General features: G+C 67.9%; 13 protein-coding genes. 7 read left to right on the top strand and 6 right to left on the bottom strand.

The window, feature by feature from the left end; genetic code table 11:
- Positions 1-100 precede the first annotated feature (100 nt).
- The 3 genes from MFF01_RS07695 to MFF01_RS07685 all read right to left on the bottom strand — a co-directional run bounded on the left by MFF01_RS07695 (position 101) and on the right by MFF01_RS07685 (position 2293).
- Positions 101-721, bottom strand: a complete 621-nt coding sequence (locus tag MFF01_RS07695) for an SGNH/GDSL hydrolase family protein (RefSeq protein ID WP_238223620.1) — start codon at positions 719-721, stop codon at positions 101-103.
- Between the two features lie 269 nt (positions 722-990).
- Positions 991-1725 (bottom strand): Crp/Fnr family transcriptional regulator, encoded by a 735-nt coding sequence (locus tag MFF01_RS07690; RefSeq protein ID WP_238223618.1) that lies wholly within the window; start codon positions 1723-1725, stop codon positions 991-993.
- A gap of 304 nt (positions 1726-2029) precedes the next feature.
- On the bottom strand, positions 2030-2293 hold the full coding sequence (locus MFF01_RS07685; RefSeq protein ID WP_238223617.1) for a hypothetical protein: 264 nt from the start codon (positions 2291-2293) through the stop codon (positions 2030-2032).
- 380 nt (positions 2294-2673) lie between these two features.
- On the opposite strand from MFF01_RS07685, the gene paoA reads away from it, so the two are divergent.
- From paoA to MFF01_RS07665, 4 genes are all read left to right on the top strand, one after another.
- Positions 2674-3309 (top strand): aldehyde dehydrogenase iron-sulfur subunit PaoA, encoded by a 636-nt coding sequence (gene paoA / locus MFF01_RS07680; protein ID WP_238223615.1) that lies wholly within the window; start codon positions 2674-2676, stop codon positions 3307-3309.
- Entirely contained in the window at positions 3306-4256 is a 951-nt protein-coding gene (locus tag MFF01_RS07675) for an FAD binding domain-containing protein (RefSeq protein WP_238223614.1), read from the top strand. Before paoA ends, MFF01_RS07675 begins: the two co-directional genes overlap by 4 nt.
- Positions 4257-4259: 3 nt before the next feature.
- Complete coding sequence (gene paoC, locus MFF01_RS07670; RefSeq protein ID WP_238223612.1) at positions 4260-6479, top strand: aldehyde oxidoreductase molybdenum-binding subunit PaoC; 2220 nt, start codon at positions 4260-4262, stop codon at positions 6477-6479.
- Positions 6480-6610: 131 nt separating this feature from the next.
- Complete coding sequence (locus MFF01_RS07665) at positions 6611-8671, top strand: M23 family metallopeptidase (RefSeq protein WP_373319675.1); 2061 nt, start codon at positions 6611-6613, stop codon at positions 8669-8671.
- A gap of 16 nt (positions 8672-8687) precedes the next feature.
- Here MFF01_RS07665 and MFF01_RS07660 read toward each other — a convergent pair whose 3' ends face one another.
- The 3 genes from MFF01_RS07660 to MFF01_RS07650 all read right to left on the bottom strand — a co-directional run bounded on the left by MFF01_RS07660 (position 8688) and on the right by MFF01_RS07650 (position 12943).
- Positions 8688-10076, bottom strand: coding sequence for a methyl-accepting chemotaxis protein (locus tag MFF01_RS07660; protein WP_238223610.1), 1389 nt, complete (start codon positions 10074-10076; stop codon positions 8688-8690).
- 279 nt (positions 10077-10355) lie between these two features.
- Complete coding sequence (locus MFF01_RS07655; protein WP_238223608.1) at positions 10356-12584, bottom strand: sensor histidine kinase; 2229 nt, start codon at positions 12582-12584, stop codon at positions 10356-10358.
- 56 nt (positions 12585-12640) lie between these two features.
- Positions 12641-12943: an Rdx family protein gene (locus MFF01_RS07650; protein WP_238223606.1), complete on the bottom strand. Its 303-nt coding sequence runs from the start codon at positions 12941-12943 to the stop codon at positions 12641-12643.
- A 186-nt stretch (positions 12944-13129) separates the two neighbouring features.
- Here MFF01_RS07650 and MFF01_RS07645 point away from each other — a divergent pair, with 186 nt between their 5' ends.
- The 3 genes from MFF01_RS07645 to MFF01_RS07635 are packed head-to-tail and all read left to right on the top strand — an operon-like array spanning position 13130 to position 15146.
- Positions 13130-13759 carry a LemA family protein gene (locus tag MFF01_RS07645; protein ID WP_238223604.1) on the top strand — a complete coding sequence of 210 codons (630 nt, stop codon included), beginning with the start codon at positions 13130-13132 and terminating at the stop codon, positions 13757-13759.
- A gap of 6 nt (positions 13760-13765) precedes the next feature.
- Complete coding sequence (locus tag MFF01_RS07640; protein ID WP_238223602.1) at positions 13766-14530, top strand: TPM domain-containing protein; 765 nt, start codon at positions 13766-13768, stop codon at positions 14528-14530.
- Positions 14520-15146, top strand: a complete 627-nt coding sequence (locus MFF01_RS07635) for a TPM domain-containing protein (RefSeq protein ID WP_238223600.1) — start codon at positions 14520-14522, stop codon at positions 15144-15146. The genes MFF01_RS07640 and MFF01_RS07635 overlap by 11 nt, the downstream gene beginning before the upstream one ends.
- Positions 15147-15275: the final 129 nt, after the last annotated feature.

Here is a 15275-nt window from a genome sequence, read left to right as displayed (position 1 = left end):
CCAAATCCGTTGATCCCTCCGGGATGGCGGAGTTGGACGTCGCTGATGCGCCGCGCGGGCTTTGCGATCCAACGACCGCTTTGATCGAGCGGATGCCGGATCAGTCGCGTCTGGGCAGCCACGTGAGCACAGTGGCCGCAAGCGCATCGTAGTCGCGCAGATGCACCCCGTCGGGCAGCGCAGCTTGTCTGGTCAGTCCCGCCTCACCGTCGCGCAGGTCCGCGAACGGATCGAAGAACCGGCATCCGGACCGCGTGCACAGGCTTTTCAGGATTGCCGTATAGGCCCCCACGGCGATGGGATCGCGATCCGCCCGCGCCTCCGGCCCGAGCGGCGGCACGGCTGCGACGAGCACCGTCTCGGCGTTGGTTCGAAGCCAGGCGAGAAGGCGAGTCGCGGTCGTCTCGAAACCGGCGATGGTGGCGGCTGACAACGGGGCGCCGCTGCGCAGGATGTCGTTGGTTCCGACGATCAGAATCGCGACCCCGGCCCGGACCGGAAACGGCAGTGCATTGACCAGTTGGGCATAGCGACGGGCGGAGGCGCCGCCGACCCCGCCATTGACGACGGGCAGGGTACGGGACAGAGCGCCCCCCAGCAGTTCCGCGTGCGAGTTGCCGGCCACGAACAGGAATCCCGGCGCGGCCGTCTCCAGGGCGGCGCGGATCACCGGCAGGCGGCGGCTCAGGTGCGCCGTGGCCAAGCGCCGGTTGCGCTGCATTTCATCTTCGGCGCTGGACGTCAGGGCGCCGCAGCCGGCGATGAGAACGCCCCGGCGGGTCCATCGTCCAAGTTCCCGCATCGTCCAAGTTCCCGTTGGGCGCGGCCAAGGTCAGACGTGTTCATCCGTTCCCTTGGGCTCCGCATCCGGCAAGGAGGCCGCCGCGAGTGCTTCGCATGTCACCCACCCATGGGCCCGCTGTCGTTCCGCCGCGAACGCTTGCCCGGAGATTTTCGCCCCCGCGGGACAGTGCGTGATGCGGGCCGCCGTTACACCGCGGAGAGGAGTTCCCGCGCGGGCATGAGGGCCGCATATTGCGCCTCCGGAACTCCGTACGCTTCACCGGCGGCGTTCAGCAAGACGGTGCGATCGCGGATGACGATGGAGCCCCGATGGACGACGAGCGCACCGGTGTTCACCAGATCGCGCACGGCCGTGGTGACCCCGGCGCGGCGCACGCCGAGCATCAGGGACAGGAACTCGTGCGTCAGCGTGATATCCTCCCGATTGATGCGATCGTGGCACATGAGCAGCCAGCGGGCGAGGCGCTGATCGATTGTGAAGCGGCCGTTGCACAGCGCCGTATGGGCGACCTGGATCGAGAAGACGTGGGCGTAGCGCAGAAAGTAGAGATGTAGGGCGTGGTTCTCCTCCACCGCCTGTCGAAAATTGCTGGCCGGGATTAGAATCGCTCTGCAGGGAATCTGAACGAAGACTTCGTGCGGCGCACTCTCAAGGCCGTAGAGTAGAGACAATCCCGTCATCCCTTCGGGCCCGATGAGGCCGGTCTCCAGCCGGGCGCCGCCGAGCGTCCTGGCGACGACAGAAATCACACCCGCTCCCGGAAAGAAGACTGTTGAGATCGCCTCGTTTGGGTTCTCGATGCGCTGCGCCTGTTCGAGGGAAACCCGTGCGAGGTGAGGCGCAAGCAGCGCGAACAGATCGGGCGCCAGATTGGCAAGGAGTCTATTTTCCAATCCGGTTTGATTGATGATCGATGTCATGGCGACAGATTTTCCGAGGCGATCACTTTTTCCTAGATCGCCCAGTAATCACTTATACTTTATTTTTTCAAATTTATCAAGGAATGAAATTTTATTGATCTGAGATAGGTTCGCTCCCGATTTGATTGTCGGCCTCCGCCGCTGGGCTCCGCCCCTGGTTCGGGCGCTCCAGCTGGACGTCAGATCCGGTGGACCCGCTCGGATACGAGGTTGGCCACGGTGGTCGGTCGGGCGTCCGTTGGCATCGGCCGGGAACGCAGCCGGTGTTCCGGGTCGATGCCTGCAGTGAGGTTTGCGCCGCCGGTCAGTTGCAGCCGATGCAGATGCCCTTGGAAATTTCGTTGTCCTTCTTCTGTTGGGGCGTGCGCTGATCGGCATTGCGGTCGGCCTCGCCGCCAGCGGCGGCACCAGGCGGCTTGGTCTGGCCGACGCCGGTGGTGTTACGGGCGCGGGGCGTGGAGGTGACGTCGCCGCCCGTCCCGGTCTCGGCGGGGGATTGCGCCAGGGCGACTCCGGAAAAACCGAGGGCGAACACGACGGCACAGACGGGGAGATATTTCGAGATCACGCGGAATGTCCTTCACGAATGGGATCGTGAAATCCAACCCGTCCGGCGACCGTCGGTTCGGAGTGGACGACTCTTTCGTACGGTGGCGAAGTCGACACCCCACCGTGTCGGCGCCCGCTTCACGTGCCGACGATCGCCAGGAGGACGCCGGTACCCGGGCGTCGAGACCGGGCCGTCGGCGCGGCGGGCGTCGCGTTCGGCCGATCCGTTCGCAGCTGCGCGGCAAAAACGCATCTCGGATTTCGCGCCCGTCCCCTGATCCTTTCGGGATCGAACCCTAGTTTACAAGAAATCCAGACTTCAGACCGAGCCCCCGGACGTGACGCAGCGAGGCGCCCGCCCGGGACAGTCGCAGACCCCTTCAACAGGTTCGGAGACCCATGACGAGTCCCAGAGACTTCGAATTGAACCGACGCGAATTGGTGGTGGGAGCGACGGCCGCCGGCGCCCTCACCACGCTCCCCAAGGGAGCCCAAGCGGAGCAAGCCTCTATGGATCAACCGGTTCTGGCCAAGGTCGGCTTGACGGTGAACGGCCAACGCCGGGAGCTCGAGCTCGATACCCGCACGAGCCTGCTCGATGCGGCGCGCGAGCACCTGCATCTGACGGGGTCGAAGAAGGGTTGCGATCACGGGCAATGCGGCGCCTGTACGATGATCGTCGACGGGCGGCGCATCAACGCCTGCCTGACCCTCGCGGTGATGCACCAGGATTCCGAGATCGTAACCATCGAGGGCCTCGGCCAGCCCGGAAACCTCCACCCGATGCAGGCGGCCTTCGTCGAACACGACGGGTATCAGTGCGGCTACTGCACGCCGGGCCAGATCTGCTCCGGCGTGGCGGTCCTGGCCGAGATCAAGGCCGGCATTCCGAGCCATGTCACGGCCGACCTCAACGGCCCGATGCAGGTGACCGAGGCCGAGATCCGCGAGCGCATGAGCGGCAATATCTGCCGTTGCGGTGCCTATTCCAACATCGTCGAGGCGATGACCGAGGTCGCCGGGAGGCCCGCATGAAGTCTTTTACCTACGAGCGCCCGAGCACGCCGGCGCAAGCCGCCCAGGCCCTTTCGGCGAAGCCGAACGCCAAGTTCATCGCGGGCGGGACCAATCTCCTCGACCTCATGAAGCTGCAGATCGAGACGCCGACCCATCTCGTCGACGTGAACGGCCTGGGGCTGGATGCGATCGAGCCGACGCCGGAGGGGGGCCTGCGCGTCGGGGCCCTGGTGCGCAACACCGATCTCGCGTCGGACGCCCGCGTGCGCAAGGACTACGCGGTGCTCAGCCGGGCCCTGCTGGCCGGCGCCTCTGGGCAGCTGCGCAACAAGGCGACGACGGCCGGCAATCTGCTCCAGCGCACGCGCTGCCCGTATTTCTACGATACCGCCCAGCCCTGTAACAAACGCCAGCCCGGCTCAGGCTGCGGCGCCATCGCGGGCGTCTCGCGTCAACTCGCGATCATCGGTTCGAGCGAGGCCTGCATCGCGACCCATCCTGGCGACATGGCGGTAGCCATGCGCGTCCTCGACGCCACCGTGGAGACCGTCGACGCCCGGGGCAACGCGCGCCGCATCCCCATGGCCGAGTTCCACCGCCTGCCCGGTGACCGGCCCGAGATCGACACCACCCTGAAGCCCGGCGAGCTCATCACCGCCGTGACCCTGCCGAAGCCGCTCGGGGGCAAGCACATCTACCGCAAGGTCCGTGACCGGGCGTCCTACGCCTATGCCCTCGTCTCCGTCGCGGCGGTGATTCAGCCGGACGGATCCGGCCGTGTCGCCCTCGGGGGCGTCGCCCACAAGCCCTGGCGGGTCGAAGCGGCCGAGGCCGCCTTGCCGCGCGGCGCTCGAGCGACGACCGAGGCACTCCTGGCCGGCGCCAAGCCGACCCACGACAACGCCTACAAGATCAAGCTGGCCGAGCGGACGCTCGGGGCGGCGCTTATCGAAGCGAGGGCCTGAGCCATGAAGTTCGACACGCCCGCGGGGCAGAACCCCATCGATCAGCTCAAGGTCGTCGGCAAGCCGACGGACCGCATCGACGGCAAGTACAAGACCACCGGCACCGCGCCCTACGCCTATGAGCGCCACGACGTCGTGGCGAACCAGGCCTACGGCTACGTGCTGGGCGCTGGCGTCGCCAAGGGGCGGCTGCGCGGCCTGAACGTCGCGGCGGCACGGCGCGCGCCCGGTGTGATCGCCGTGGTGAGCACCCTCGATACCCCGAAGCTCGGGCTCGGGCGAATGAACACCGCGAGCCTGTTCGGTGGCCCCGAGATCCAGCACTACCATCAGGCCATCGCCCTGGTGGTGGCCGAGACCTTCGAGCAGGCCCGTGCCGCCGCCTATCTCATCAAAGCCGATTACGCCTCCGAGCCGGGTGCGTTCGATCTCGCCGCCGCGGCGAAATCCGCCAAGCCCGTCGAGGGCGGCAGCGGCGAGGGGAGCGGCAGTGGCGCAGAGGATCGGACGGGCGACTTCGAAAAGGCTTTCGCCGACGCGGCGGTGAGGTTCGACGAGACCTTCACGACGCCGGACGAGAGCCACGCGATGATGGAGCCGCACGCCACCATCGCGGCGTGGGAGGGGGACAAGCTGACCCTCTGGACCTCCAATCAGATGATCGCCTGGAGCAAGGGCAGCCTTGCCAAGATCCTCGGGATCTCGGCCGAGAACATCCGCGTCGACTCGCCCTATATCGGCGGGGGTTTCGGCGGGAAGCTGTTCGTGCGCGCCGATGCGGTCCTCGCCGCCCTCGGCGCCAAGGCGGCCAAGCGCCCGGTCAAGGTGGCGCTGACGCGTCCGCTCATCGCCAACAACACCACCCATCGGCCCGCAACGATCCAGCGGATCCGCATCGGCGCGACGAAGGACGGGCAGATCACCGCCATCGCGCACGAGAGCACGTCCGGCAACCTGCCGTCCGGCCGGCCCGAGACGGCCGTCGATCAGACGAAGCTGCTCTATGCGGGCGCCAACCGTCTCACCGGCATGAAACTCGCCCACCTCGATCTGCCCGAGGGCAACGCCATGCGGGCGCCGGGCGAGGCGCCGGGCCTGATGGCCCTCGAGATCGCCATGGACGAGATGGCCGAGAAACTCGGCCTAGATCCCGTGGCGTTCCGTATCCGCAATGACACCCAGGTCGATCCGGGGCACCCGGAGCGCCCGTTCTCGCACCGTAACCTCGTCGGCTGCCTGGAGCAGGGTGCCGAGCGGTTCGGCTGGTCGAAGCGCAATCCCACGCCGGGCCAGGTCAGGGACGGGCATTGGCTCGTCGGGATCGGCATGGCGGCGGGCTTTCGCAACAACCAGCTGACGAAATCGGGCGCCCGCGTTCGGCTCGACGCGAAGGGCATCGTGACGGTCGAGACCGACATGACCGACATCGGCACCGGCAGCTACACCATCATCGCCCAGACGGCGGCGGAGATGATGGGCCTGCCCCTCGATCGGGTGGTGGTGCGTCTCGGCGATTCCGATTTTCCAGCCTCGGCCGGCTCCGGCGGGCAATGGGGCGCCAACAACGCCACGGCGGGTGTCTATGCGGCCTGCGTGAAGCTGCGTGAGGCCGTGGCGCAGAAGCTCGGAATCAACTCGGCGGACGCCGTGTTCGCGGACGGCGAGGTCCGGTCCGGCAACCGCGCGGCGCCGCTCGCCCAAGCGTCGGCCGATGGCGACCTCTCGGGCGAGGATTCCATCGAGTACGGTGATCTCTCCAAGAAGCAGCAGCAATCCACCTTCGCGGGTCACTTCGTCGAGGTGGGGGTCGACATGCACACCGCCGAGGTGCGGGTCCGCCGCATGCTGGCGGTCTGCGCCGCCGGGCGGATCCTCAACCCGAAATCGGCCCGCAGCCAGGTCATCGGCGGCATGACCATGGGGGTCGGCGCCGCCCTCATGGAGGAGCTGGCCGTCGACACGAAGCGCGGCTTCTTCGTCAATCACGATCTCGCCGGGTACGAGGTGCCGGTCCATGCCGACATCCCGCACCAGGAGGTGATCTTCCTCGACGAGGTCGATCCGATGTCCTCGCCGATGAAGGCCAAGGGCGTGGGCGAACTCGGCATCTGCGGCGTCGGCGCCGCCGTGGCGAACGCGATCTACAACGCCACGGGCATCCGGGTGCGGGACTACCCCATCACCCTCGACAAGCTCCTCGACCGCATGCCCGACGCGGCCTGAACGAACCGGAGGGGGCGGGGCGCGTCGGCGGTACGCCCCGCCTCACTCTCGACATGCTGACCTTCGAAACCCTAGACCCGGCAGGGGCGGGGCTTATCCACCCCGCCCGTCAGCGTCGTTAAGGGGTCTTCGTGAAGCGCGGTCGCCTCAAGATCGGTCATCCGGCCACCGCTCCGGACACACGCCCCGCGCCGCGGTTCCACAACGGAATCGAGGCGCCCCTGGACCTCCTCGGCTCCGATGCGCCGCGCATCGACCGGCGCGAAGTCAACCTGCGCTGGCTCTGCGCGAGCACCCTCACGGGCCTGACGGGCGCCGGTCTCATCGGGGCGGCCATCCACGTCTCGTTCCAGAGCGATGTCTCGTTCGCGGCCATCCCCGAGCGGGCGGCCGTGGTGGTCCGGCCGGCGCCGAGCGACGACGACATCGCCCTTGCCCGCAAGGGCGACCGCCTCGTGCGCAACGTGATGATCGCCTCGGCCAAGCAGAGCTTTCGCGCGCCCGTCACCGTGCGGCTGGCCGATCGGGAGATCATCAAGGTCCGGCCCTTCATGCGCGTCTCCACGGCCCTGTCCATGACCACGGGCGTGTTCGCGGCCGAGATGCCACGCTTCGATCCGATGAAGTTCACCTCCGACGAACCGGCGGAGCGGGCGCCCGATCCCGGCATCGCCGAGGGGCCGGGCGGCGAGGTGTCGGTGGTCAAGCAGGACCTCGTCGGCCTCACCGTCGACGCTGGCGCCCCCGCACTCACCGACGACGACGTCACCGCGCAGGTCGAGGAGGAGCGCCGCCTCGCCACCGAGGCCGGCCGCCGCAGCGCCGTGCCAGTGGCGCCTCAGATCATGCTGTCGCGCACGCTGCAGCATGGTGGCGCGGCTCCGGATTTCGATGGAACGGCTCAGTCCGTCGGCGGCAGCCCGTTCCAGTCCATCGACGTTCTCGTGGTGCCCGAGAACGTGACGAAGCTCGCCAAGGTGAGCCTGCGGGCCGGCGACGCGTCCCTCGTCGACGAGCGAGACCTCGCCCTCAAGCGTGGCGAAACCCTGGACGCGGTGCTGCGTGCGACGGGGCAGGCGAGCGAGGAACAGGTCCGCGGCATCGTCGCGGCCCTCGGGGGTCGTGGGCGCATCGCCGAGCTCACCGAGGGCCAGCAGTTCCGCCTCCAGATCGCCCCGGGGCCTAAGCCCGGCGATCCCAAGCAGGTGACGCGCGTCATCCTTTACGGCGAGGCCGGCATCGAGGGCATCGCGGCCGTCAACGACCGGGGCGCCTTCGTATCCGTGGCGCCGCCGACGGAGGGTGCGCCTTCGACCAAGGTCGCCGGCAAGACCGAAGCCTCGTCCGAGGACGAGGAGGAGGACGGCTCGGGCCCCCGGCTGTATCAGAGCCTGTACGAGACCGCCGCCCGGCACGAGCTGCCGAAGACCGCTGTCGACGATCTCGTGCGCATCTTCGGCTACGATGTCGATTTCCAGCGTCGCATCTCGCCCGGAGATGCCCTCGACATCTTCTACACCTTCGACGAGGAGGCGGGGCAGGGCGGCACCGAGCGGCCGGAATTGCTCTACGCCTCGCTTAACCTCGGCGGCGAAGCTCGCAAGGTCTATCGCTTCCAGTCACCCGACGACGGCACCGTCGACTACCTCGACGAGCAGGGCCGGTCCCTGAAGAAGTTCCTCATCCGCAAGCCCATCGCCGACGGCATCATGCGGTCAGGCTTCGGATACCGGCGCCACCCCGTGCTCGGCTACGCCAAGCTTCATACCGGCGTGGACTGGTCCAATCCCATCGGCACGCCCATCGTCGCGGCCGGCAACGGCACCGTGATCAAGGCGGACTGGGATTCCGGCTACGGCCGGCGGGTCGAGATCCAGCACATCAACGGCTATGTCACGACCTATAATCACATGTCTCGCTTCGGGCGGGGCATGGCGGCCGGCGTGAAGGTGCGCCAGGGGCAGGTGATCGGGTATGTCGGCTCCACGGGCCTCTCGACGGGCGCCCACCTGCATTACGAGGTCATCATCAACGGACACTTCGTCGATCCGATGAAGATCCGCGTGCCGCGCGGGCGCGAACTCGACGGCCGGATGCTGGCAGAATTCTCCCGCCAGCGGGAGCAGATCGACGGCGTGATGCAGAAGTCGCGCTCCGCCACGGCGATTGCGCAGCGCGACACGATCCGCTGATCCGGCTTGCCCCGGGTCAGACCGAGGCGGATTCGCCGAGCATGAGCCGGGCGGTGTCGAGCATCGTCTTCATGGCGGCCGCTGCTTCCTTGTAGGCCGGCGTTCCGACATCCCAGTTCTGCGACGCGAGGGCAGCGATCATCCGCTCGGCCGCCTCGAGGGCCTTGGCTTCGGCCCTGAGCAACTCCGGCAGGGACGGGTGGTTGCCCAACGGGCCCGTGCGCAGGATCGCCCCGAGGCTCACGCCGTCGTTCCACGGCAGCTTGGCGAGGCCACGATCCGCCTCGGCGAGGCCGACGAGGACGCGGGCGAGCTTGCGCTTCCACGCGCCGATATCGGCCGGCAGGCGCACGATGGCGTAGGTCGAGAGGTCACGCGCCCCGTGCGCCAGGGCCTTCTGTCCGAGGGTTTCGGCCTTGACCAGGCGGTCGGTGATCAGCGCGATTTCCTCGTGGGTCTTCGAAGCCTTGCCGGCGATGTTCTGAACGGTGTTCGAGATCTCCGCCGTGGCGCTGCGCTGCTGGCCGAGCATCTGCGCGATGGCATGGTTGAGGTCGGTCGCCTTGCCGATCTGGTCGTTGGCCTGCGAAACTCGGCTTTCGAGGCCCTCGACGATGGCGCGGCCCGTGGCCACGGCGCTGCGGCTCTCGTTCACCGCCTGGGCGATGGAGCCCATCTCGACGGTGAGCGTGTTGAGGAGCGAGCGGATCTCCCCCGTGGACTTCGCGGTCTGAGCGGAGAGGGACTTCACCTCGGCGGCGACGACGGAGAAGCCGCGCCCGGCCTCGCCGGCCCGGGCGGCTTCGATGGTGGCATTCAGGGCGAGCAGGTTCGTCTGGCTGGAAATGGCCGCGATGGCGGTGGCCATGGCTTCGATCTGCGCGATGGCCCGTTCCAGCACCACCACCCGGTCGGAGATCTGGACGGTGCGTCCCTCGATCTCCTGCATGGCGTTGCGGGCCTGGCCGCCATCCGTGATGCAATGCTGCATGGCGGACAGGGCGTCTTCGGCCACCTTCACCACCGTATCGGAGGTCTGGGCGACCTCCGCGATGGAGGCCGCCATCTCTTCCGCGGCACCCGCGATGGTCTGGGTCGCCCGGGCGACCTCACCGACGTCGTAGCTCATCCATCCCGTGTTGGTCGCGGCCTCGGAGGCTTCGCGCGCCACCCGTGCCGTGCTGCCCAGGGCCTGCAGCGTGGCCCGGTTGGCCGTCGCATGCAAATGACCCAGGGCCGTCTTGAGAGGGCCGTCGGGAAGATCAATGGCTTTAAGATCCTGGGTCGTCATCAGGCGTTCGACGGCGCGGACCAGGATGGAATCGTCCGTCGGAAGGGCGGCGGCCGACGCCGTTTCGGACGTCGTCTGATTCTTCGTGAATCGGGTCAGGGGAAGACCGAGCATCAAACGACATCCTATGAGCGACGACCAAAAGCTAATGTGATTTCATGAAGTTCGAGTTAACAGATTGAGATGATTGAAGTCGTTATATATCATTTGATGACATTTTCTGATGCATTTAGCGGGCGTTCAGGGTGTGAGTTAATATTTTCGAGACTAAAAATTGCAACTTATAGTATTTATAGCATATGGTCTTACAAGATTTTATTCACGTCGAGCTCGATGTGCGTAAGGGCTGTCGAAGCCCGCCGTGACCCTGGGAGCGTCGCGTCCCGCTCCGGCTCACCCCCGCGAGGCTGTGCTCATCGCCCGCGCGTCCACCCGGCCCGGCGCGGCCTCGTCGATCGTCCCAGACATGGGAACAGCGTCGCGCTCCGCGAGCGTCTGCGGCGGCACCGGGGCCTCGATGGTGCAGACCACGCCTTCCGGCACGAACAGGAGCTTGACGTCTCCGTCGAGGTCGCGGGCGAGGCTGCGCTCAATGAGGCGCGAGCCGAAGCCCGTGCGGGTCGGTGGGACGACGGGCGGCCCGCCGCGCTCGCGCCAGCGCAGGGAGAGGCGAAGGTCCGGATCGCGGCTCACCGACCATACGATTTCGACGGAGCCGCCTTCGCACGAAAGCGCGCCGTACTTCACGGCGTTGGTGCCGAGTTCGTGAAGCGCCATGGCGATGGAGAGGGCGACGCGCGGCGGCAGGCGTAGGGCCGGGCCGGTGACGCGGAAACGCGAGGCGCTGCGGTCGCTCGCATCGAGGGGGGCGATGGCGTCGCCCACGACGGTGGCGAGTTCGGCGCCTTCCCAGCTTTCACGCGTCAGGACGTCGTGGACCCGCGCCAGGGCGAGGAGGCGCGCCTCGAAGGCCGCACGGGCGGCGTCGGCGTCCTTGCCTTCGAGACGGCGCAGGGACTGACCGGCGATGGATTGCACAGTGGCGAGGGTATTCTTCACCCGGTGATTGAGCTCATGGATGAGGAGACGGAGATGCTCTTCGGCGCGCTTGGCCTCGGAGATGTCGACGTTGCAGCCGGTGTAGCCCAGGAACGCCCCGGTATCGTCCTCGCGCGGCACGCCCTCGCAGCGCAGCCAACGGATCTGGCCGTCACGGTCGATCACCCGTACTTCGCCGCGGAATGGCCGGCGCGCCTCGAAGGCGTCCCGGAACAGCGCCAAGAACCCCGGGAGGTCGTCCGGATGAACGATCTTGCGCCAGCCGTCGCCCGCCAGGGTCTGGGCCGCCGTGCCGAACAGGTGCTCGAAGTGCATGTTGACGAAGCTGATCGTGGCGGTCTCGTCGGTCATCCAGATCAGGGCCGGAGCCGAATCGGCCATGTGCCGGAAGCGCGCCTCGCTCTCCCGCAGGGCGCTCAGGCCCCGTTCGGTTTCGGCCAGAGCACGGTCGCGCTCGACGATGCGGGCGCGCAGCCGGATCGAGGCATCGGCCAGGACCTCGCCGAGGGTACGAATCTCGTTGATCGGTGACGTGACGCGCGGAATCGCCTCCCCGCGCGCCAGGGCGGGCCCCGTCGCCGCGAGGCGCCGCAGGGGACGCGCGACCCGCGACCACAGGCTTACGGCGAGGACCGACGCGGTTGCGAGCACGAGGAGACCGAAGCCGCAGAACGCCCAGATCCAACCATGCAGGCGGGCCTCGACGAGGGATTGCGGAATGACCGCCGCCACGGTCCATCCCGTGAGCCGGGCGCGGGCCTCGACGACGGTGACGGCCCGCAGGGTCCGATCCTTCCCCTCCCAGACGCCCGCCGTGCTCGTCTGCTTCTGTCGCAGCGTCTGAAGGCGGGGGCGTCCCACCACGGCGTCGGGATCCGGGACGCGCGCGAGGACGATGCGGTCCCTGTCGGAAATGCCGGTCGTCCAGCCCGCGACGCTCTCGCGGTTGATCAGGGCTTGCAGCCGCGTCACGGGCGCGGTGAAACTGAGGAGGAAGGCGACTTCGCCCTCCACCAACACCGGCACCTCGACGACGTAGGTCGCCGCCTGGGCCGTCGACCCATGCAGGAGGCCCGATACGACGGCGCGTTGGGTGCCGGCGATGATCTCCCGGTCGAACGGCAGGTTCACCTTCGGCAGCGGTGCACCGGGCGGCACCGCTGTATTGACGAGTTGCTGCCCATCGGGTCGCCGCAGGAGGATGTCGAGGCCGACGGCATCGCGCACGAGGCGGGCCTGGGTTTCGAAGTTCGCGAACTCGGAATCCTTCAGGCGTGGCGAGGTCGCGAGGGTCTGGAGCACGGACACGAGACCTGCCGTGTCCCGGTCCACCGAGAGGGCGATGCTCCGCACGTTCTCGCGGGCGTCCTGCTCGAAGCGGGCTCGCTCGGTGCTCGCGTAGCGCATGAGCAGGATCGCCGTGAACAGAAGTCCCGGTCCGATGAGGGCGATGACGAGGGCGACGAGATAGACCTGAGTCGAGACGTCGCCATGCCAGAGCGCGGGCAGGAGACGGCCGAGGTGTTTCCAACGCCGCCGGAGGTGTTCGAAGCGCGTCCGCATCGGCGGCGTCTTCCCCGGACCGGTCCCCTCATCCCCGGATTGCGGGTCGGATGCGCTCATGAACGATCGACGTGACCAAGGTCGCGCGACGGGGTGACCCGGTCGCGGACCCTCTGCTTGAGGGTCTTCACGTCGGGAAAGCCGCCGTCCCGCGTCCTGTCCCAGATCGTGTCCGCGTCGCAGGCGATGACGAACACGCCGCCCGAGCCGGGGATCAGGGCCACCTCGCCGAGATCGTCACGGAAGGTGGAGAGCAGCTCTTGGGCCATCCAGGCCGCGCGCAGGAGCCACTGGCACTGCGTGCAGTAGGTGATGGCGATTCTCGGCTTCTCGGCTTGGGCGAGCGGCGTTCCATCCATGACCGGCACAGCGCACCGAACCCCCCCGACTTGTCAACCGCGTGGCGGCGGCTCCGCCGGGGCTCCCGCTCCCTGACTGTCCTTTGGCTGCGTTAAACCCTTCCCCTGCGGGCGGCCAAGCCTATCTGTCGCAGGGCGGCCAAGTTCGGTCGTCTCGTCTCTTCGTTTCCTCGGGAGTCTCCCTTCATGCCCTTAGGCGCCGCCCTTCTCCCGAGCCCGTTCGTTCTCGGCCGTGTGCGCGCGGCTTTCGTGGCCCTGGCTCTCGCCACCGTGCTGACGGGCTGCGGCGCCATCAACCGGGTGCCGACCCTGGAGGAGCAGGCCAAATCGTCCTGGAGCGAGGTGCAGAACCAGTACCAGCGCCGGGCCGACCTGATCCCGAACCTCGTCGAGACGGTGAAGGGCTATGCCCAGCAGGAGAAGGACGTGCTCGTCGGCGTCACGGAAGCCCGCGCCAAGGCCTCCAGCGTCAAGGTCGATGCCTCGACGGTGAGCGACCCGCAGAAGTTCAAGGAATTCCAGGACGCCCAGAACCAGCTCTCGGGGGCCCTCGGCCGCCTGCTCGTCACCGTCGAGCGCTACCCCGACCTCAAATCGAACCAGAACTTCCTCGCCCTGCAATCGCAGTTGGAGGGCACGGAGAACCGGATCAGCGTGGCGCGACGCGACTATATCGGCGCGGTCCAGGCCTACAACACCGAGGTGCGGACCATTCCGGGCCGCTGGATCGCCGCGTGGTTCTATCCCGACGCCAAGCCCATGGAGACCTTCACGGCGACGCCGAATTCCGAGCGGCCGCCGAGCGTGAAGTTCTAGCCCTCCATGCCGGTTGCCCTCGACCGGGGACTCCGCGCCGTCCTGTTCGGGCTGGCACTCGTGCTGCAGGCCGGACTCGCCTGGGCCGCCGACCCCGTGTTTCCGGCGCTATCGGGGCGCGTCGTCGATGCGGCGAGCCTGCTTGCGCCGCAGGATCGCGCCGGTCTCGAGGGTAAGCTGAAGGCCCACGAGGACAAGACGTCCGATCAACTCGTCGTCGCCACGGTGCCCGATCTTCAGGGGCTCACGGTGGAGGAGTATGCCAACCGCCTGTTCCGGCATTGGGGGCTCGGGCAGAAGAAGACCGACAACGGCGTCCTGCTCCTCGTCGCCCCCAAGGATCGCAAGGTCCGGATCGAGGTCGGCTACGGCCTCGAAGGCGCCCTGACGGATGCCCTGTCGAAGGTGATCATCGCCACGGCGATCACCCCACGCTTCAAGACCGGGGATTATGCCGGCGGCCTGAATGCCGGCGTCGACGCCGTGCTGTCGATCCTGTCGGGAGATGCCGAAACCTGGCAGCGCAAGGCTGAGATCCGCCGCGACGAGGCCGACCCGGGGCAGGTGATCCTTTTCATCGCGATTTTCCTCATCATTCTGTTCCTCGCCTACCGGATGAACCGTGGCGGGCGCGGCGGCGGGTTCGTGATCCTGCCCGGTCCTCCCTCGGGGGGCTGGAGCGGCGGCGTCTCGGGCGGCTTCGGGGATGGGGGCGGATTCTCGGGTGGCGGCGGTTCGTCGGGTGGCGGAGGGGCCTCGGGTGACTGGTGAGCCGATCCTCTCCCCGGACGCACTTGCGCGGATCGCCGATGCCGTCCGGCGCGCCGAGGCCGCGACATCGGGCGAGATCGTCGTGCTGGTCTCGGCCCGTGCCGGCACCTACCGCTCGGCGCCCCTGGCTTTCGCCCTGGCCTGCGGTCTCGTCGCGCCCTGGCCGCTGATCCTGTTCACCCCGTGGAGCGCCGTCTCCATCCTTCTCGCCCAGGCCTGCGTCGTCCTCGCGGCCCTGGCGCTCGGCCTGCCGCCGCGCCTGCGCATGACCCTCGTGCCACGCTCGATCCGCAGGGCCCGGGCGCACGAGGCGGCGCGGCGCGAGTTCCAGTCCCGCGGCCTGTGCCGCACGCCGGACCGCACCGGGGTTCTCATCTATCTCGCCTGCGCCGAGGGCCATGCCGAGATCGTGGCCGATTCCGGTGTCGCCGCGCGCGTGCCGGCCGCGGCCTGGGAGGACGCGATCCAGGCGTTGCTCGCAGCCCTGCGTCAGGGCGAGATGGAAGCGGGCCTCGTCGCGGCCGTCGCACGTGTCGGGGCGATCCTGGCGAGCGAACTGCCCGATCGCGGCGGCGGGCCGGATCTTCTACCGAACCGGGTGATCGTCGTCGATTGATCGGAGGACCGGCATCGCGATCAAGGCGGTAACAGGTTCGAAATCATGTCTGCGGTTTGCCCGAGACGTCTGGCCCTCGCGCCGAAATTGCGCGAGAAGGGGCTTGACGATCTGCGGGTAAGGACAGGT

Source organism: Methylobacterium adhaesivum, from assembly GCF_022179065.1.
In the GTDB taxonomy this organism is placed as follows: domain Bacteria; phylum Pseudomonadota; class Alphaproteobacteria; order Rhizobiales; family Beijerinckiaceae; genus Methylobacterium; species Methylobacterium adhaesivum.
The sequence above is the reverse complement of the archived record's forward strand: the minus strand, read 5'-3'. Positions and strand labels throughout refer to the sequence as shown.